Source organism: Paenibacillus sp. AGC31, assembly GCF_057334655.1.
In genome coordinates this window covers 51173-74290 of record NZ_JBHFJH010000028.1, presented here as the reverse complement: position 1 = coordinate 74290, position 23118 = coordinate 51173, and the positions used below count along the sequence as shown (strand labels likewise).

Below are 23118 nucleotides of genomic sequence, written 5' to 3'. Positions count from 1 at the left end.
TACATCACTCATTAATTGAGATTGATAATTGATATTGATAATCAATATCATATTCCATCAGGTAAGTATATCATCATTAAGTGATAGTGGGGAACAGGCAGTGGACGTTATGCTTTTCAACCCAGCTTCCCCTATCGTAAAACGAGAACAAAAAAGGCCAACCCGTAACTACGGGTTAACCTGATCATTGAAAAAAAAGCCCTGATCCATACTGATCAGGGCTTCTCCATTTTTTCGCAGTCATATGCGACCGAATTGATTAGGATTTTGCATGTTTCGGAGAAGGTTTGGATGAGTTTGAAGACAAGATCTAATGAATATCTATTTTCTTAAAATAACCAATGGCCAGTCCAAGACAGATGATGAACGTCGCAGCGATCGAAATATATGAATACTCTGGAGGATATTTGGCCTCCAGTGTTCCATTCGCAATATCCAGTGCTGCGGTCCATGGAAATAGTCCGCGATGTTCACTTGTAGCCAGCATCACATTCACCAGTGTAATAATAATGGTTACGATAATCGCTGGCACAAAACTTTTTAATACGAGCGTAATCAGAATGATCGGGGTCGACAACAGAAACAACAGCAGTCCTGCCACTACATAATTGCTGAGCGAGTTAAGCACAAACTGTGGAGTAAGACCTGCAAATTGACCCAGTGAACCAAAAATGATCGCCAGCGCCCACGCTGATAATGTAAGCAACATAATCCATCCCAGCAACATAATCCATTTGGACATTAGCAGAGCGACTCTGGAAACTGGAATGGTCAGCAGATTCTTCATTGTATCCTCCGCATATTCCCTGTTATACAGATAAGCGGTAATGACACCATACAACGGAACTCCAATGACCAGTACAGCATATATGCTTGTGTTGGACATAAGCACACTGAATTGTGCGACAAGATAAGGCTCCTTTGTTTTCATTTGCACAAACATGGCAGCAGCTACCATCAAAGGGGCAACGGCCGCTCCGATGATACTAAGCAGAAACATTTTGGAGCGTTTCAGCTTGAGAAGTTCAGTGTAAAGCAAATTAACCAATGGTTCCACCTCCAACCAGCTTGGTGAAATAATCTTCCAAACGATCCTCACTCACCATAATTTTGGTTACATTGATGTCATTCTCCATAAAGATTCTGTTTAACTTACCTTGTTGTCCCAAATGGGAATACACCCGGATATTGCGTTCATCATGAATTTCATATTCAGCCTGATCCAAACCGTCGAGAATGACCGCAGCCTTATTATCATCTGAAACTTGAAATTCGGTGTATTTACGGTTCCTTTTCCGAAGCTGCTCAAATGAAATTTCCTCCAGCAGGTTCCCTTCATGAATAATGCCCATGTAATCAACCAGTTGTTCAATTTCCGATAAAATATGGCTTGAGATCAAGATGGTAATATTTCTCTCGGTGGCCAAATTTTTAATCAGCCTGCGAATTTCTTTGATCCCAATCGGATCAAGTCCATTGGTAGGTTCATCAAGAATCAGCAATTCTGGATAGTGCAACAGGGCTCGGGCAATGCCTAACCTTTGTTTCATTCCCAAAGAATATTTGCCAACCAATTTTTTGGTTTCATTTTGCAGACCTACGATTTCGAGCGAGTCCTCAATGGCATTCTTTTTGTATATCCCCATAATTCGAGCGTTGATGGATAAATTTTCGCGGGCAGTCAGATTCTCATAAAACCCGGGTACCTCTACAATCGAACCGGTCCTTCTTAATATTTCTTTTTGATTGGTAAATAGGTTCTCTCCAAATATCTCAATCTCACCATGCGTTGGTTTGATTAGACCGAGCAGCATACGGATTGTCGTCGTTTTCCCTGCCCCGTTGCGTCCAAGAAAGCCGTATATCCCACCTTGTTGAACGGTCATGTTCAGTGAATTAACTGATTTTTGAGTCCCGTATTGTTTGGTAAGATTTGTTGTTTTGATAATTACACTCACGTCTAGCGCACCTTCCTTCCAAGAACTGATAATTTCATTCTAGGTTTCAGATTTTAAATAGCGCTTATCCAAATCTTAACTATCTCTTAATTGTGCTGTGACTTTGACAGCCGCTTATACTTGGGGATTGTGAATATAAAGGATGTTTTCACGCCAGGTTTGCTCTCTGCCTTCAAATACCCCTCATTTTTCTCAGCCAATGTCCGGGCAATTGAAAGCCCAAGCCCGCTTGCCCCAAAGACAGGGCTACGTGAGTGGTCACTGCGATACATACGTTCAAACACTAGATTTAGCTCTTTCTCTGATATCCCTGGTCCCTGATCCCATACGGTTAATTGGAAATTAAGATGATAACATGTTATCTCAATTCCCAGAACGCCCCCTTCATGTCCATACTGGATAGAATTTTGAATCAGATTACTGATGAGGCGATTGATACTCAACCTGTCTGCCATAACGAAACAAGGATAATCCGGGATCTGAATCTTTAGATCCATTTCTGCTTTTTTGAGACTGGGTATAAATTCAATCAAAATCTCCCTGGTCAATTCGGCCAGATCCAACGGCTCAGCCTGCATGGGCATCTCGTCTGCATCCAGTTTGGCCATGGTGAACATCTCATCTATCATTTTTTTCAAGTCCTTCGATTTTCGCGACAAAATATCCATATAGTCTCTTCTCTCTTCTTCTGTAGAAGCAATGTCATCCTTGAGCGCATCCACATAACCAATCATCGAAGTCAGAGGTGTGCGAATATCATGAGAAATGCTGGAAAGCAGACTCTTTCTTACTGCCTGAGAGCGCTGGGCCTCGATCTTTACGCCTTCAAGCTGCTCCATCAGGTCATTTGCTGCAAAAACGATCTCATCCAGCAGTACATTCCCTTTGCTTAATATTCTTCTTTTTCCTTCTCCATTGACCGCCCGATGCAGTTCAGAAGCAATCGATTGCTGCTTGCTTCGAATCTGATATTGATTAACGAGTACCCAGATGCTGGTGAAAACAAACGCTGCAAACAACCACATTCGTGAACCATGCGTCAAGCTCGTGTAGTATTCCAGAGCAAGAGCCCCAGCTCCGATGATCAACTGTAGACCGGATAAAATCAAGATGGCATCTCTATTCATCCCGTTCACCTACAAATTTATAACCGATACCCCAAACGGTTTTTATAAACTGTGGATTCGAAGGATCGGATTCAATCTTCATTCGTAGCTTTCGGATATGTACCATGACGGTATTGTCATCATCCAAATACCCATTATCCCATACATTCCTGAATAATTGGGCTTTGGTGAACACCTGGCCAGGATTGGACATCATAAATTTGAGCAATTCCGTTTCTTTGCCAGTCAGATCGGTCTCTTTTCCCTGGACATCAACTGTGTATGTTTTCAAATTCATCATCAATCCTTTGAAGCGAATGACCTCACTATGGTCAGGAACCTCCGTCCCAAGAACCATAAATCTACGCATGAGTGCCTTAATTCTAGCAACCAGTTCATGAATGCTAAATGGTTTGGTAATGTAATCATCTGCACCGATGCCAAGACCTATAATTTTATCTGTTTCGTGGTCTTTGGCTGTCACCATCATGATGGGTACATTACTGATACTGCGAATTCTTCGACAAGCCTCCGTACCGTCCATCTGAGGCATCATCAGGTCAAGAATGACCATATTATATTTGTGCTGTTGAAACAGCTGCAGCGCTTGTTCACCATCTGCGGCAGTATCTACGGTATACATCTCCCGCTCCAGGTATTTTCGGATCAGGTCTCGAATCTCCTTATCGTCATCAGCAATGAGTACACGAATATTTTGCATGATTTCAACCTTCTTTCTAAAAAAAAGGTTGGCGTTTCTGACTCACGAAACGCCAACCTTGAAATATTATTTAGTGCTTGTCAGCAAGAGTTCGTTGATGAGCGTTGCATTCTGTTTCACAATCTCCGGATAATTTTTGTCAATCATCTCCATATGTTTGCCGTAACCTTTCACTTGTCTGAATTGTCCTGTGGTGGATTGGGCCCACAATGCAATCGAAGCATTGGCATCCAAAAGTCCTGAAGTCACATAACTGATGTTACCATCAATCGTACCAAAGGTTATGGCTTCATGAACATACAGGTAAGACTTCGTAATCAGCTCCAGCAAATAGTCATTCGCCAATTTCTCAAGGTCCTGATATTGACTCATGTTGAACTTTTGCTGAATCTCCTGCCTAATCTCTTCTTCAGTCAGACGATGCTCTTCCACTTCTGTTCGGTATTTTGAGTCCAGTATAATCAGGTCACGCACTTCATATCCTCTGCGGTTAAGCTCTTTGGCTACATCGAAGGCCAGCACTCCACCCGAGGAGTAACCCATCAGCGTGAATGGGCCCTCCTTTTGAATATCAATCATCATTTGAGCGTAACGAGCAATCCGATCTTCTGAAGTGATGAAATTAAAGCTGTAAACTCCGAACGAGTCCAGATGCTGAGCAAGTGTCATGTAGGCAATCCCCATGGAAGCAGCGGGAGGAAAACAGAAAACGATCCGATTTTCCTCACTTGTCCGGGTTAGCTGCATGCAATCTTCGGTGTAGTCCTCCAGCAGATCTTTGGCTTTCTCAACAAAGGCCGCCAGATCAGCAATGGTCGGTTTTTCAAAAATATCCTTAAACGGGATTCTAAAATTCAACAGACTGTACAATCGGGATACAAAAGACATCACATTTAACGAATTCGCACCCAGCTCAAACAGATTTGCATGTATGCTAATCGGCTTCACTGGAAGAACGTCCTCCCAAATATCTGTCATGTGTCGTTCCAGTTCCGTTTCCGGTGGTGTGTAGGATTGCAGAGCTGTCACACTGCCCTCGGGCTCAGGCAATGCCTTCAAGTCCACTTTTCCGTTCACCGTCAATGGAAGCTGATCCATCACAACAAAGAATGCAGGTATCATATATGCAGGAAGCTCGTCAAGCAATCCCTGTTTCAGTTGAACGATGTCCATCTTTTTACTCAGGTCCACAGGTACGATGTACGCACAGAGATAGCTTTGCTGAGCATCATCTTGCCGCGAGGTCACAATTGCATCCTTAACTTCCGGTTGTTGCAGCAAACGATACTCAATTTCTCCCGGCTCAATACGGTAGCCTCTAATTTTCACCTGATGATCAATTCGACCGAGGAACTCCATGTCTCCATTTGGCAACCATTGCACCAGATCACCTGTCCGGTATAGGGTAGTCCCTTCTTTGAACGGATTGGGTACAAACTTCTGCATCGTTAGTTCCGGACGTCCGAAGTATCCTCGGGATACTCCGTCACCTCCAATGTATAGTTCCCCTGGCGAACCAGCCGGAAGCAGTTGCTGATGTTTATTCAGCACATATAACTGCACATTTGCAGCAGGTTTCCCAATAGGTACTGAGATTCTCGTGTCCGTCTCGGGATTGTACGGATGGATCATGCAGCCTACAACCGTTTCCGTTGGCCCGTATTCATTAAAGATCTGAACCTTGCCTCCAAAACTCTCATATACTTCCCGAGCCAATTCCGATTTCAGGTCCTCACCGCCTACAATCAGGCACTTGATACTAGATCGAGTGTTGTCCATATCCTTAATCAGATTCAGATGTGATGGTGTCAATTTAACCACGCCTGCTTGCCGATCCCTGAATACATTCAGGATCACCGGTTCATCTCCGCTGGTTGGATATACCACTATTTTATTTCCAGTAACCAACGGTGTAAAGATCGAAGTGATCGTCAAATCAAACGCAAACGAGGAGTACAGGGCAAAATCAAGCTCCCGATTCTGCAAATAAACGTCCTTCGCCCAGAAAATATAGTTGATCAGACCGCTGTGCGGAATCATTGTGCCTTTTGGTTTCCCGGTCGATCCTGAGGTATAGATCATATACGCTACATCCTCTGGTCCAGCATGCTGCTCCAATGGTTCTGCTGAATAATGGCTATAATCCGCATCAATCGCTACGGATGTTCTGCCCGACCCGGTATGGCCTTCTCCCATTTCCAATATGATCGGTGAACCGCTATCCTCCAGAATAAATGTAATTCGTTCTGCGGGATATTCCGGGTCAATGGGCACATACGCTCCGCCCGCCTTCATAATAGCCAGAATGCCAACAATCATCTCGGGTGAGCGTTCAACCATAATACCAACCATGGAACCTGGACCAACATGGATAGCCTTTAAATGTCTTGCCAACTGATTCGATTTTATTTCAAGCTGTCTGTAGGTCAGCACATCTGAGCCCAACGCTACGGCGACATGTTCAGGGGTTTTGAGGACTTGTTCACTGACCAACTGATGCATCATTTTGCCCTTTGGATAGGCTGATGCGGTATCGTTGTACTGATCCAACAGGATGATTTGCTCTTGTTTGGTCATGATTTGAATCTCATCAACCCGCAAGTTTTCATCTGTCACGATTTGATTCAACAGCGTAAGCATATGGTCTTCCATGACTTTCATCAGGGCTTCATCATATTTGCCCGAATCATAAGCAAACTTGATTACAAGCTCTTCACCAGGTATTGCAATGAGATTGAATCCATAATTCGTCTGTTCCTGACTATGGACGTCCTCAATGACAAACCCAATATCATTCGAGCCTTGTTCAACGAGACTTGAATCCACCGAGTAATTTTCAAAAACCATAATATGATCGATCAAATCTCTTTTTAGACTGCTCAAAGACGCAATTTCAGCCAGACCCAGATGGTGATGCTGACTCCCTTCAATCGATAAGGCCTGCATATCTCCAACCAGTTGTTTGAAGGTATGTCCCTCATCCCATTGAATCCGTGCAGGAATGGTGTTGATAAATAAACCAACCATGTTTTCGATCCCTCTTACCTGCGCTTCTCTCCCGGATACCACCGTTCCAAATACGACATCCGAAGTATCGTTGTACTTGGCAAGCATGATTCCCCAGACACACTGCATAACCGTATAAAATGTGACATGGTTCCGGTTGGCAAGGTCATTCATTTGCTTCGTGAGCTGTCTGGAAATGCGGAATTGATGCTCCTGTGGAGTGACCCCATCGTTCAATGAACGAGAAATTCCTGCTGGCAACTGAACCTTGTTCTCATATCCGCCCAGAACATTCTTCCAGTACGAGATGGCTTCATCCTTGTTCAACGCCTGCAACCATTCCACATATTCACTGTAAGGTACAGGCTCGTGGAGCTGAATGTTTTTCCCAGTACGTTTGCATTCATAGAGATGGACCAGCTCTGCAAGAATGATGCCTCTTGCCCAGCCATCAAGCAAGATATGATGGTTACTCCAGATTAACGAGTATTGCTCCTCATTGGTCTGCAACAATTCAAATCGAACCAGTGTATCTTTTCCAAGATCAAAGCCTTTTCTTTTGTCCTCCCTAGCAATTGACAATACACGAGCGCCTCTGTCCTGTTCTGGCAAACCTCGAAGATCCCGGTATACAAAAGCAACTTCTCGTTTTTGACAAATAATATTCCGCGGCTCTTCTGTAACTTGGTACTCAATGGACGCACGAAGCATTTCGTGACGTTGCATCAACAGGTTCAGACTCTCCTGAAGCCGGTCAATGTCAAGATTTCCTCTGATGTTCATGATCAACTGCTCAAAATAAACCCTGTCTCCGCGATTCTCAAGTGCATGGTACAGCATACCTCGCTGCATGTTGGCCAAAGGATATATTTTTTCAATTCGATCTGGGCCGAACTTTTGCGTAATCACTTTCAAATTTTGCAGTGTTACATATGGATCTCCATAATCGGATGGCGTTTTTTCGGCCTGCTGTTGCTGCACACAATGTTCAATGATCAACTGGAGCATTTTTTGGTAGGATGTCGCAAAGTTCTCTACGATGGAGTTATCAAACAACTTGTGGTTATAGGTGATGTTAATCATCAATTGACCTTCAGCCACATAGGCAATAACTTCCATTGGATTGGCACGAATGACATCATCACCAACCGAATTGCCCGCTGGCAACCAGGACGAACGAAACAGACCACTGTTGATATCCTGATCCATTTGTCCCAAATAATTAAACAACAGGAGTGGTGTCTGCTCTTTCAACTTTGGCAATTCAGTAGTCATATATTTCAATATTCCGTAACCAATTCCTTTCGCTGGAACCCTTCTTAGCTGCTCTTTTACCTCCTTGATCGTTGTACCAATCCCTTCCTCATTCCCGAGATCGATACATACTGGATATTTGCTTGTAAACCAGCCAACCGTACGACTGATATCCAATTCGTCTCCCATAAGCTCACGACCGTGACCTTCCATCGTTACCTTAACTTTGCTCGCTCCTGCACATTCCTTGATGGAGAGAGCTAGAGCAGCCAGCAGAATGTCATTAATTTCAGTATAGTAGGCCTGGTTTGTCTCTCTCAAAAGCTGAGTTGTCATCTCTCGGTCCAGCGATACGCTGCTCATTCGATTGTCTCCGTATCGATATTCGTTCAGATGAACTTCATTCCGAGGAAGAAAGCCGGCTTCTTCTTGATCCGTCTTGATCCAATACGCACGCTCCTTGGCGAGACGACCTCCCTTCGCATAGTCACTCAGGAAAGCTGCATAGAAGGGGTACGAATCTGTAACCGGATAAAAAGAAAGATCTTGTCCTTCCAGAAGCTGCTGGTATCCTATGGCCAAGTCTTCCAACAGAATTTTCCAAGATACCCCATCAATCAGTATATGATGGATTACAATGACCAGATGATCTCCCTGATCGGTCCTGAAAATGACGGCTCGCACCAGAGGTCCCTCGAAAATTTCGATGGATTCCTGTATCTTGGAGGCTGCCTGCTGCACCCTTGTGTACAGTTCCTGCTCATCAAGACCGTTCATGTCCTGTACGTCCAACTGGAAAAGACCTGCTTCATAATCGAGATGGGTCTGCACCACCTTACCTTGTTCCTCACGATAGGACATCCGCAAGACATCGTGATGCATCATTAACCCTTCCATGATCTGCCGGACTATCTCTGGATTGAATCCCTCCTCGCGGTACAACATCAAGGACTGATTAAAGTGGTTCATTCCTGTACGTTGATGCTGCAAGAAATAAGACTTCTGGATGGGTGTAAGATCAACCGGACCCGTCACACGCTGCTTCATCCGGTCTACATGGGAATCTTCTCTAACATAACGCCCCAGCAGCTTGATCTGTGGATTAGCAAATAGCTCTTTCATGGTAAGCTTTTTGCCAGCTCTGGACAGTCTGGATATAATTTGCAATGCTTTGATGGAATCACCACCGGAAGCAAAGAAGTGATGGTTGATGCCGATTGGCTTGAAGCCAAGCACCTCTTCCCAGATGGAAACGAGCAGGCTCTCTGCCTCGTTTCTCGGGGGCTCATAGACCATCTCTCCACCCATGCTTGCATCCGGTTCGGGAAGTGCACGTACATCCAATTTCCCATTGCCGGTCAGCGGCAGGGTATCCAATTGCATAAAATGCGTAGGAATCATATATTCAGGCAATTCGACACCTAGATGAACGCGAATTTCGTCCAATGGTATCGATCTGTTTGCGGTGAAATAGGCACAGAGCACGGTAGCCTGTTCCTGGTTTGCTCCAGGTACGATAACGGCCTCCCGTACACCTTCCAGAAGCAGCATTTGTTTTTTGATTTCATCCAGCTCAATCCGATAACCACGCACTTTCACCTGATTATCCTTCCGACCTGCCAGTTCCAGCTCATCATCATGTGTCCAACGGGCAAGATCTCCTGTTTTGTACATGATCTGCCCCGGCTGGAATGGATCTTCAACAAACTTCTCCCGGGTCATTTCAACCTGATTGAAATACCCGCTGGACACTGCTTCACCCGAAACACAAATTTCACCGAATACCCCCCGGGGCACCAGATGGTTATGCTTATCTAGCACGTATACCACAGTGTTATCAATCGGTCTGCCAATAACCGGATGATCTATAAAGGAACGAACATTCACAGACGATATGTTATGAAAAACTACACCAATCGTCGTTTCAGTTGGACCATAATGATTCATGATCCGGCTGTTTGGAAACTCTTGAAGGTACTTTTCCACATCCGTTGTATTTGTCTTCTCCCCACCAAGCACAACCAGCCTCAGCACAGGCTGCCATTCTGCAAATGCAGCATCATGGAGCAGCAGATTGAATAATGAAGGGGTCAGTTTGATGAAAGTGATACGCTGTTGAGTCAGCATTTGTAATACTCTAGCCGGATTGGTGTAGTCTTCCTTGCTTGGAACGTGAAGCTCACCGCCTTGCAACAAGGATGAAAATACACCTGTGTATCCAAGATCAAAAGCACTGGAAGACATCAGCATCGTTCGATCTGCCGCAGAAACTCCCGCTTCACGGATGAACCATTGTGTGTAATTAACAATATTTCGGTTGCGAACCATTACCCCTTTCGGAGTACCTGTTGAACCTGAAGTATAGATCATATAGACCTGCTGTTCAGGCGAAATCGGCAGAGATAGATCCGTGTAGTCAAAGCTTTCGATACTGCTGTCGTTAACCTGACACACATCCCCACTGAAAGATAACTCCTTGGACAACGGATGATCCGTCAACACAAGGATAGCCTGGCTATCATTCAAAATAACATTGGTCCTGTTCACAGTCTGCTCAGGATCAATCGGTAAATAGATGGCTCCCGTTTTAAGAACGGCCAGCATGCTTATAATCAAGTCCACAGATGGATTCATGCTTACTGCGATAACCGAATTCGGTGCAGCACCTCTTGATCTCAGCGAGCGAGCCAGTTGATTAGCTCTGCGATTCAACTCTTCGTAAGATAATTCGTTTTCCCCTGACACCACTGCCCGTTGCCCGGATGACTTCCTTACTTGCTCCTCAAATAGTTCGATCAGGGCTGCATCTGTTCTGTATTGCACAGGCTGACCACAGGATAGCTGCATAATGGACTTTGTCTCTTCTGATGGGATGAATTGAATATCCTGCAACCGCAACGTGGCATCATTACTGATATTATCCAACAATTCAGTCAAGTGGCCTGCCATACGCTTTATTGTTTCAGGCTTAAACAACTCCGTAGAGTACGTAAACACACATTTGATCCGGCCCTCAGCTTCCATTGCGGTTAAGGTGAGATCAAATTTGGATCGGATGTTACTTGGAGGAAGTGAACTGAATTGCACACCCTCGATTGCAAGCTCCTCACTGTCATAATTCTGGAATACCAGCATCGTATCGAACAAGGCACTTCTGCTCATATCTCTTGTCAAGGCAAGCTGTTCAACCAGTTCATCAAATGCATAATCCTGGTTTTCATAGGCTTGAAGTGTATTCTCCTTGATCTTGTTCAGATACTCCTTGAACGTAAACGTGCCTACCGGACGATTCCGAAGTGCCAGTGTATTAATGAACAAACCGATTACATTTTGCAGCTCCGGCTGTGAATTACCTGCTACCGGTGTCCCCACGATGATATCTTCTTGCCCGGTGTATCGATGTAACAGTGCTGTATAGCCAGCAAGGAGAAGCATAAATAAGGTTACGCTCTCTCGATGAGCCAATTGAGACAACCGTTGCGACACACCCTCAGATAACTCGAATGGGAACAGTTCACCTTCATAATTGCGGTGTTGTGGTCTTGCATAATCGATTGGCATATCCAGTAGCGGGACTTCTTCTTGATAGGCCCTTAGCCAGTAGTCCTTCTGTGCCTGAATCACATCCGTTGTTCTGGACAGTGCTTGCCACTCGGCATAATCCCTGTATTGCAATTGTAGTGGTTCAAGCGTTTGTCCTTCATACAGGGCGCTCAGCTCCCTGGTCAAAACGCCCATGGATACACCGTCCGCAATAATGTGATGCATATCCATAATCAGACTGTATTCCGCAGGCCCCATCTGCACAAGTTCAACCCGCAGCAACGGAGCCTTAGTCAGATTGAATGGACGTACAAATCCCGCCTGCCACGCTTCTAAAGTCTGTTCATCCAGCTTGCGAGAGGTGATCCTGAATTCCACCTGTTGATCAATTCGTTGAACAGGCTGTCCATCAACCATATGGAAGGAGGTCCTGAACGATTCATGACGCTTGATCAGATCCTGAAAAGCTCTTTCCAATTGGCGTACATCCAGATTGCCAGATATTTTCATAGCATAAGGCATATTGTAGGCCAGGCTCGAATCTTCCAGCTGATGCATAATAAAAAGTCTTTTTTGTGCGGACGAGAGCGGGTAGAACTCCTTGGTTTCCGCTTTGGTTATGGTCTCATAGCTGCTGGAACGAGCAGACTCAATCCACTGGGACAAGGCTCTGACCGTTGGCGTTGCAAATACTTGTCTCAATGGTACGGCCACACCGAATGCCTTGTGGACACGAGATACGAGAGCCGAAGCCTTCAGCGAGTGTCCTCCCACTTCAAAGAAATTGTGGTTTACGCCAATACGGTCATTATTTAGAAGCTGATGCCAGAGTGCAAGCAATTCCGCTTCCATCCTGCTACCCGGAGCTTCATAACCCCTAAGTGCAGACATGCCCGCTTCCGGGGCTGGCAGCGCTTTGCGATCCACTTTCCCGTTGGAGGTTAGTGGCAATTGATCCATCTTCACAATGTAGGCGGGCATCATATAATCCGGCAATTGCAGAGACAGCTGTTGTCTGATCTGTTGCGTAACCGCACCATCTGCTACCTCGTTCAGGGTGATATATGCACATATAAATTGTGTATGCTCTTCATCCGCCCTGGCTACAACGAATGCATCCTTTACGATATAAAGCTGAAGCAATTGATGTTCGATTTCACCCAATTCAATTCGATATCCCCGAATTTTGACCTGATGATCCATCCGGCCCAAGTACTCCATGTTGCCATCTGCACGCCATCTGGCCAAGTCGCCTGAACGATACATTTTCTCACCAGGATAGAACGGATCTTCGACAAATCGTTCTTCCGTAAGACTGGATCGATTGAGGTATCCTCTGGCTAGCCCTTCTCCTGCAACATATAGCTCACCTGCACATCCTACAGGCTGCAATTGACGATACTGGTTCAGTACATATGCCCTGAGTGTAGGGATGGGCTGACCTATATTACTTCTGCCCATTTCTATATCAGACAACGTAATCTCCTTGTAGGTAACATGAACCGTAGTCTCTGTAATGCCGTACATATTAATTAACTTTGTAGACGGATAACGCTTGTACCATTTTGCCAATAAAGACGGACTTAACGCTTCTCCACCAAAAATGACTTTTCGCAAACTCAATTCCTTCCTCGGACGTTTTGCCTCCTCATGCATCAATCGGTAGAAGTAAGATGGCGTCTGATTCAGAATAGTTACCTTTTCACGGATTAACCATTGCAGGAATTCTCCAGGCTGTTGGGCGACCAGATGTGGAACAATAAGTAATGTCCCCCCGTACAACAGCGCTCCATACATCTCCCACACCGAGAAATCAAAACAGAAGGAATGGAACATCGTCCATACATCGTTCTCGCTGAAATCAAAACAATTACGGTCATTGATCAACAAACGCACGACATTTTTATGTTCAATCAATGTTCCCTTCGGATTCCCGGTTGTACCTGAGGTATAAATGACATAGGCGAGGTCATGGGATTGAACGGATGTCTCCAGATTTCCTGCATTCAGGTGATACGAGTTCTCTTCCTCCAATACAACGCATAAACCCCGGTGAAGTCCGCGATCCATTCCTTTTTCAGAGACCATCAGCAGGTGGATGCCCGAATCCTCCAGCATATAGCTAATACGGTCATCGGGATAGGTGGGATCAACAGGTATATATGCAGCTCCCGCTTTTAACACTGCCATGATACCAACGATCATATCGACTGACCGATCCGCCATAATTCCAATAAATTGCTCTGTTCCTCCTGTAAGAGATAACAACGTACGGGCCAGTTGATTGGAACGCTTATTCAGCTCCATGTACGTCATGTGACGATGCTCATCCCGGACAGCAATTCGATCAGGCGTACGTCTAACTTGCTGCTGGAACAGCTCATGAATGGTCATATTTCGCGGGTAATCCGCATCAGAGTTATTGAAAGAATTCAGAAGCACCTCACGCTCTGCACCACCTACAAGTTGAATGTCAGCAAGCTGCTGATGATCAGCTGAAGTAACTTGTTCTGCCACACTCCTAAAATGTTGATCCATATGCTCGATAATGGATGAATCATATTTATTACCATCATACGTAATCACAAGGGTCAGGCTGTCACCAGGTGTTGCCGAAATCAGGAATCCGTAGTTGCTCTGTTCCTCCGCATGCAGTCCGGTGATTTCAAAACCAACCCCCGTGCTGGATTGATGAACAGCTCCATGATCCAGGGCATAGTTCTCAAATACAAAGACGTGATCCATTAATTCCTTGTTGAGATCACTCAATGCCTGAACCTCAGCCAGATTCAAATAATTGAATCGCTGACTTTCAACGGCTTGTTTCTGAACGGCCTGAAGTACATCGCCAAAATGCTTTTGATGCGGATAACCAATCCGAACAGGAATCGTATTGATGAACAACCCTATCATCTCTTCTATGCCTTCAACTGGCGCTTCTCTGCCAGAGACTACGGTTCCAAATATGACGTCCTCCGTATCATTGTATCTGGCCAGCACCAGACCCCAGATACATTGAATGACGGTATTCAACGTCACACCATAACGAACACCTATTTCATTTAATTGATGGGTTACCTCCTGACCCAAAGATATCATCTGTTCTTTTCGCAAATATGGAACATCATGCTCTGTAAGAAGTAACCCTGGAACACTCGACTGCGTATCATAATTTTCTAGATAACGTCTCCAATATGCTTGGGCCTCATCCTTGTCCTGACGAATGAGCCATTCAATGTAATGATGATATCGTTTCGGGTCCTTCAGGTTGTGCGCCTTATTCTCAAGTTTGGCCTTATAGATCTGGAACAGCTCCGATAATATAATTCCCAGACACCATCCATCCAGCAAAATATGATGATGGCTCCATACAAGGGTGTAGGATTGATCTGTGGTGCGAAAAAGAGCTGCACGCATAAGTGGCTGTGTATCCAAACGGAAACTGCGAGCCTTATCCTGCTGAGTAAAAGTTTCCAACTGAGCTGCTGAATGATGTGCTTCCAAAGCTGTCCAGTCTTGAAATTCAAATTCAATGGTGAGGTTTTGCATAATGACCTGTCTCGGTTCTTCCAAATCATGATGCATAAATGAAGCTCTCAATGCCTCATGTCTGTTCATGAGCTCATTGAAACTGGATTGCAAGTAATCCGGGTTCACTTCCCCGCGAATCTCCATGACCGTTTGCTGAAAATACGCAGCTGATGTCTCATCTTCCATTGCGTGAAAGAGCATGCCTTGCTGCATATTGGTTAACGGATAAATCCGTTCAATGATCACGCCCGGACAGGCAGATCTGATAAGATCCAGCTCCTCCAGTGCCAGACTTGGATCACCATAGTCGGAAGGCGTATATGTCGTTTCACGCTGACATAAGCAATGGTCTACAATTTCCGTTAATTGCTCCAAAAACGTCTCTGCAAATCGACTTACAAGCGGCATGTCCACCGCAGTTTGGTTTGCTGTTACGTTGAGATGTAACTTCCCACCAGATACGAAGGTGTTCAGTTCAATCGGGTTATTTCGGGCGATATGGCTACCAATCGTTTGTCCCGTGGAGAAACGGGACTCCCGGAACATGGCTTCCCCAATCATGCCTCCGTCCATTTCACCGAGATAGTTAAACGAAATGGATGCTGGACGCTCCGTCTGCAGCTCTGGCATCCGGGCCACATATTTCAGCGCTCCATAGCTAAAGCCTTTATGCGGTACCTTCCTTAATCCCTCTTTCACCCGTTTGATGGTGGTCGAAAGTTCGTCCTCCGCTTCTCCCTCCAACAGAACCGGGTACAGCGTCGTAAACCAGCCCACGGTGCGACTGACATCGATCCCCTCCAGCACATTTTCCCGGCCATGGCCTTCCAGGTTCACTTTCAGCTTCAGCTCGCCTGTCAGCTTCCGCACCGCAAGGTACAGCGCACTGAGCAGCAGATCATTGATCTCCGTCTGGTAAGCCCGGTTGCTCCCACGCAGCAACTGCTGGGTGACTTCCGCACTCAGAGTGCTTTGCAGGGTTTGGCTGTCCGCAAATCGATCCGGCCCTGCCGCTTCCTCCCGTTCTCCCAGGTTCAGTCCAGCTCCCTCCGCGGCAAGCCTGCTCCAGTAGGCTCGCTCCTTCGTAGCCTGTGGGCTGTTCGCGTACTCCTGCACGGCTTCTGCGAAGCGTTGGTAAGAGTCCGTCTTCTCGTCCGCATCCAGCGCTTCTCCCCGCTCCGCCTGCTGATACAGCACTTCCATATCCTCCAACAGGATTCGCCAGGATACCCCGTCCACGACCAGGTGATGAATCGCCAGCAGCAGATGGTCACCGTCCTCGGCTTCAAACCACCCGACCTGCACCAGCTTGCCCTCTTCCAGGTTACATGCCTGCTGCACCCGGGTAGCCGCCTCATAGACCTGACGCTCCGGTTCATCCCAGCCCCGGATATCAAACCGATGCAGGGTATACATCCGCTCTCCCGTGTGCGCTGGACAGTTGATTTGGCGGATGCTGCCATCCGCTTGCACCTCATACCTCATCCGCAGCGCATCATGATGCTCCAGCAATCGGTCCAGCACCTGTTCCAGCACGCCTAGCTTGAATCCGGCCGCCCGGTGCAGCATAAAGGACTGGGTGAAGTGGTTTCGTTCCGCTGTATTGTTCGCAAAAAACCACTGCTGAATCGGGGTCAGCTGCACTTCCCCTTCCACAGGCTCCTGGCTCCGACGCTCACGCTGATCCCATTTCACATATGGGGAGAGATCCCGAATCTTCGGATAGGCAAACAAATCCCGAACCTCCATCCGCAGCCCCGCCCGAGCCAGACGTGATCCGATCTGGAGTGCCTTGATGGAGTCCCCCCCGGAGACAAAGAACTGGTGATTGATGCCCAGCTCCTCCATATTCAGTACATCACGCCAAACGTCCACCAGTATGCGCTCCACCTCGCTGCGCGGTGCTTCCGTCTCCGGCCCGGCAGGCAGATGGTGGTCCGGCTCTGGCAACGCCTTGCGGTCCAGCTTGCCATGGGACGTCAGCGGCAGCTGCTCCAGCTGCACCACATAGGCCGGGATCATATAATCCGGCAGTTCCGCTTCCAGCCAGTCCCGAACAGTAGCAGCTGTCCACACTGTTTCACCTTCGGCTACAACATAGGCGCACAGCGCCCCATTTCCCTGCGGGTCCTGATGAGCCAGAACCGCTGTTTCCCGGATGGCCGGATGTTTCAGCAGTTGTTGCTCGATCTCGCCAAGCTCAATCCGGTATCCACGGATTTTCACCTGTTGATCGGTACGCCCCATAAATTGCAGGTTGCCACCAGGCAGCCAGCGTACCAGATCACCTGTCCGGTACATTTTGCCGCCGGGCTCATGCGGGTTGTCTACAAATTTCTCGGCTGTCAGTTCTGGATTATTTAAATAACCCCGTGCCAGACTTTGACCGGTAATGTACATCTCCCCAGTCACACCTGTCGGACAGAATTGAAGATGATCATTCAGAATAAAAATTCTTGTATTCGTGAAAGGTTTCCCTATAGGAATGACACCGTCTATGGAATCAACTTCATGCAGAGTGGTAACCACCGTATTTTCCGTTGGCCCGTATGCATTGATCAGCCTGTAATTCGGAAGGGCATGAAGTTTAAGCTGCTCTCCCCCCGAAACTAGCAAACGCAAAGAGGAATTTGGCAGTTCAACAAATGATTCACATACTTTGGAAGAGAACGTTGCAGCCGTTATTCCATACTCCGATAAGTATTCATTTAGCCTCGATATATCCAATCTCAGCTCGGTCGGAATGATATGAAGTGTAGCCCCTGACATTAGTGCAGGGAAAATTTCACTAATCGAAGCGTCAAAGGTCATTTGGAGATAGTTTGCCACCCGGTCTCTCTCTGTTAACTGTAAAGCATCTATATATCCACAACAGAAGTTGGTTAAGGCGTTATGCTCAACCTGTACCCCCTTTGGCAGACCTGTGGAGCCTGATGTGTAGATGATATATGCCAAATCGTCAGGACTTGCTGTCATCGCTGCCGAATCAGCCGCAGGCGGAATCTGAAGCGATGCCGCAGCATTCCAATCCTTCAATGCTGCCTCATCCAGAATGAATGGTACACATTCGGAATCAGCAGCCCGGAGCCGCTCCATCCAATCGCTCTGAGTCACAACCAGTCCTGCTCCGCTATCCTGAAGCATGTACCGGATTCGCTCAACCGGAGTTGACGGGTCCAGTGGTAAATATGCCCCTCCCGATTTCATAATTCCGAGAATGCCCGCAATCATTTCTACAGACCGATCCATCATAATACCAACGACCGTTTCTCTGGTTACACCACGCTGACACAGGCGATCTGCAAGTAAGTCTGCCGCTTCATTCAGCTCATGATAGGTCATGCTTCTGCCGTCATGCACAACTGCAACCTGATCAGGTGTCCGTACAGCATATTGCGCAATCCAATCATATACCCGCTGGTGCAGCGGATAAGTGCGGGCGTTATCATTATAGACATGCTGTAGTATCTGCTTCTCTTCCTCAGATACAACTTCAAACTCACCCAGCTTGCCGTGGGGATGGCTTAATATCCCTTTTAATAATTGAATAAAGTGATGGCTCATGTTTTCAACCGTTTGAAGGGAGAACAGGTCACTGCAATATTCCAGTTCAAACTCAATGCGGCCATTCTGTTCGACCGCAGCAAGGGTCAGATCAAATTTGGCAATAGGCAGCTCCGTCTCATAAGGCTCAACGTGTAAATCACCCCATTGTTGTCCGGATGTACGCTCAAGCTCCAGATTTTGCAGCACAAACATCGTATCCACCAATGCGTTTCTGCTTCTGTCTCTTGAGACATGAAGCTTGTTGATGAGCTCATCAAGCGGATAATCCTGATTTTCATAAGCCTGTAATGCATTTTCCTTCACTTCTCCAAGGAACTCACTAAAGGACCGTTCTGCTACAGGATAATTCCGCATGGCAAGTGTATTAACAAACATACCGATCACCTGCTGGAGATCTGCGTGTTTGCGCCCCGCAATCGGAGATCCCACAACAATGTCATCTTGTCCTGAATATCTGGAAAGTAAAGTAGTATACGCCGCCAGCAGTACCATATATAATGTCGCTTCATGATCTCTGGCCAATTGATGCAGTTCGCGTGTAAGCTGTTCGTCACATGAAAATTGCACCCGATTTCCTTTAAAAGAATATACTTGCGGCCTTGGCCAGTCTGTCGGCAATTGAAGGACCGGAATTTCTCCCTCGAATCGATTAAGCCAGTAGGTTTCCTGTGTCTTGAGTCCTTCACTGTTAAACCAATCCTTTTGCCACTCCGAATAATCCTTGTACTGTAACTTCAGCTCAGCCAGAGATTTCCCCTCATACAATTCATGGAACTCCTGAACAAGTACCCCCGTTGACACACCATCTGCGATAATGTGATGCATGTCCATCACGACTACATATTCCTGTTCACTGATTTTCACAAGTTCGATCCGCATTAATGGGGCCTTGTCCAGCTCAAATGGACGAATTCGATCCGAAAGCGTTTCTTCCAATGATCGGCTTCCTGTTTCAATATGTTCAACAGCAAACGGAACATGTGAATGAATCCGTTGGACGGGTTCGCCATCCACAATGACAAAGGACGTCCTGAATGACTCATGTCTCTGTACCAATTGCCGGAATGCCTCTTCAAATCGCGCCACGTCCAGTTTTCCAGATACTCTCATCACTGCAGGCATATTGTATGAAGTTCCGGTATCCGAAATCTGATGCAGCATATGAAGTCTGCGTTGAGCAGACGAAAGTGTATAATAGGGCTTTGATTCGGCCGGTTGGATGGAAAGATAGTCCTCTTTGGCAGCAGATTCAATGTAATTAGCAATACCTCGGATGGTTGGAGCAAGGAAAAGCTGTCGGATCGGCACCATCACCTGAATCTCTTTGTGAATTCGTGATGCCAGTGCTGTCGCTTTGAGTGAATGACCGCCGGACTCAAAGAAGTGATCATGAACCCCCGCAATCTGCACTCCCAAAATTTCTTTCCATATGGTGCAAATGCGATTCTCCAGCACCGTACTTGGTGCTTCATATTGGTCATGCTTCAAATGTTCTATGCATTCTGCCGGTTCAGGCAGCGCCCTGCGATCAACCTTCCCATTTCCTGTTAAGGGAAGCTCATTGAGCAGGATAAAATAGGAAGGAACCATGTAGTCCGGCAGGCGCTCCGATACATACGTACCAATTCCAGTGATTGTCAGCGCTGGATCAGCCTTTAGATATGCAATCAATATGTCCTGATCGGCTGCATCTTTTCTCGTCACTACGACCCCTTCACGAATCCCTTCATGCTCCAGCAGAACATGCTCAATCTCTCCCAGCTCAATGCGGTAACCGCGCAATTTAACCTGGTGGTCCAAGCGTTCGAGAAACTCAATATCTCCGTTTGGGAGCCGGCGTACCCGATCACCTGTTCGATACATCCGTGTTCCCTCAAGTAAGGGATGTGGAACGAATCGGGAATCGGTTAGTTCCTTGTTATTCAAATACCCCAAGCTCAAACCATCTCCGGAGATACATAACTCTCCTGGAATACCAGCTGGAACGGGATTCTGGTACCGGTCCATAACCCAGACCGAAGTATTGGCAATTGGTTTTCCGATGGGAAGATTGGTAACCGCTGCTTCGATGGACCTGATGGGATAAGCTGTAGCAAAAACCGTGCTTTCTGTGGGTCCGTATACGTGAATCAGGCGATCCGCTCCGAGAATATCCAGTCCTTTCCTGGCCTGGACCACGGATGCCCGCTCGCCCCCAAACAATATTTTGCGGAAGCCACGGAGACATTCCGGCTCACGATCAACAAGCAGATTAAACAGTGCGGTCGTCATGAAAGAAACCGTGACTTTCTCACGAACGATAACTTCGGCGAGCGCTTGGGTGTCCAGAACCGTATCCTGCTTGAGCAGAACCAGACTGGCTCCGTTCAATAGTGCGCCAAAAATATCAAAGACAGATCCGTCAAACGCATAATTCGAAAGCTGCAAAATCCGGTCTTCCGGGCAAATATCGATGTAATCCGTCTCACATACAACCCGAATGACATTTGCATGAGAGATCATCACTCCTTTGGGCAATCCGGTAGAGCCAGACGTGTAGATCATGTAGGCCAGATCATCCATGCGGCTCTCCTTGTCAGGTTTCACTTCCATTACCTGTGTGGCAGCCGCCATCTCCATGACCGCAGGCATATGATCCATGTAGTCCACATACAGCGGTAACATTGGAAAATTCAGCGGTGCCTGGCTGATACATTCGGGCTGTGTCAAGAGCACCGCAGCCCTGCTATCCTGAAGCATATGACTTATTCTTTCTTCCGGCCAACCCGGGTCCATGGGAAGATAAGCCGCCCCTGCTTTCAGAATCCCGAGTATGCCCGCAATCATCTCTATCGAGCGGTCTGCCAGCAGTCCTACCACTGCCTGCTTGGGTAGCCCAAATTCGTATAACCGGGATGCCATTTGATCCGCTTTTCCCTGCAATTCACGGTAGGTGATATGCACGTCATCCATAATAAGGGCGGTGGCATGAGGCGTTTTCTGGACTTGTTCATCAAAAAGCTGGGATATGGTTTTCCATTGAGGATAATTAGTCACAACCCCCATGGAATGCTGCTCAAGTACCGGAAGTTCATCGTTCAAGACGAGAGTAATATCCTGAATATGAATCCTCTCATCTGATGTAATTTGATGGACAATCGCTTTCATATGCTTCTCAATCTGATCCATCAGAGCCGACTCATAGACATGCTCATCATAAATGAGCAGCAGCGTCAATTTCTCCCCAAGTCCAGCAGCCATCGTAAACGGATAGTTGGTTCGTTCTTCTCCAGTGATCTCGTTGATTTCAAAACCCAGATTGGATCTCTCCGCCATCTTCCTCGTATCCAGAGCATAATTCTCAAACACAACGACATGATCAAGCAGATCATGTTTGAGTTCAGTGCGGGCCTGCACCTCAGCCAGACTTAAATATTGATACGCCTGACTGTTCAATGCGTCCGACTGAATCTTTTTCATAAGCTCCACAAATGGCTGCTCTCCACAAAAGGTAACACGTGTAGGAATGGTATTGATAAACAAACCAACCATATTTTCAATGCCATCAACGGCTGCATCCCTCCCGGATACAACGGTCCCAAAGACAGCATCTTCGTTATCATTATATTTGGCGAGCAGAAACCCCCATATCGCTTGAATGACGGTGTGGAGTGTCACGGCATGTTTCTGCGCCATCTCTTTCATTTTTGTAGTGAGAGCTTGAGAAAACTCTATTTTCTTCTCTCTTCTGGAGAACGAAATCTCACTTGTTGATCGGTTTATCGAAGGCAAGCCGGTCTTCTCACTGTATCCTGACAGATAATGCTCCCAGTACCCAAGGCCCGATTCCTGTTCCTGCTGCTGGAGCCACTTCATGTAATTGCTATAAGGACGGGTATCTGCCATTTTAGACGGTAGGCCATTGGATCTATCAGCATATATATCCAGCAATTCATTGAAGAGAATGCCCATGCTCCAGCCATCCAGTATCATATGGTGAAACGTCCAGATCATCTGGAAATGCTGTTCACCATTACAAACAAGAGCGATTCGAAGCAGGTTATCCTTGGACAAATTAAACCCTTTTGCACGATCTTTCTCCATAAAATCTTGCATTAAGGCAGCGACTTCATCGTCTGACCTGCCCCTCAGATCATGAAAGGTAAACCCGATCGTCCGCCTCGCAAGAACAACATGAACGGGTTCCTCCAATTTGGTATGAACCGAGGCTCTCAATATTTCATGTCGTTCAAGCAACTGATTGAAGCTTTGCTCCAGAATTTCGGGATCAATCTCCCCGCGTATATCCAGTACCGTTTGTTCAAAATAAGCATCTTCAGACGGATTTTCGAGCGCATGAAACAGCATTCCTTTTTGCATCGGGGATAATGGGTATATTTTCTCGACTTTTGCCTTCATGGACCGATATCATCTCCTTATTGGATCGTACCTA

At 46.6% G+C, this 23118-nt stretch carries 5 protein-coding genes; all 5 read right to left on the bottom strand.

Annotated features, from left to right (window positions below):
- Window positions 1–310: 310 nt before the first annotated feature.
- The 5 genes from ACE04G_RS14775 to ACE04G_RS14755 all read right to left on the bottom strand — a co-directional run bounded on the left by ACE04G_RS14775 (window position 311) and on the right by ACE04G_RS14755 (window position 23084).
- The gene (locus tag ACE04G_RS14775; RefSeq protein WP_076214667.1) at window positions 311–1048 is read right to left on the bottom strand and encodes an ABC transporter permease; all 738 of its coding nucleotides are present in this window, start codon (window positions 1046–1048) and stop codon (window positions 311–313) included.
- Window positions 1041–1958, bottom strand: a complete 918-nt coding sequence (locus ACE04G_RS14770; protein WP_076214666.1) for an ABC transporter ATP-binding protein — start codon at window positions 1956–1958, stop codon at window positions 1041–1043. Before ACE04G_RS14770 ends, ACE04G_RS14775 begins: the two co-directional genes overlap by 8 nt.
- Window positions 1959–2044: 86 nt before the next feature.
- On the bottom strand, window positions 2045–3085 hold the full coding sequence (locus tag ACE04G_RS14765; protein WP_260632643.1) for a sensor histidine kinase: 1041 nt from the start codon (window positions 3083–3085) through the stop codon (window positions 2045–2047).
- Window positions 3078–3785, bottom strand: coding sequence for a response regulator transcription factor (locus tag ACE04G_RS14760; protein ID WP_221819610.1), 708 nt, complete (start codon window positions 3783–3785; stop codon window positions 3078–3080). The genes ACE04G_RS14765 and ACE04G_RS14760 overlap by 8 nt, the downstream gene beginning before the upstream one ends.
- A 66-nt stretch (window positions 3786–3851) precedes the next feature.
- The gene (locus ACE04G_RS14755; protein ID WP_449004456.1) at window positions 3852–23084 is read right to left on the bottom strand and encodes a non-ribosomal peptide synthetase; all 19233 of its coding nucleotides are present in this window, start codon (window positions 23082–23084) and stop codon (window positions 3852–3854) included.
- Window positions 23085–23118: the final 34 nt, after the last annotated feature.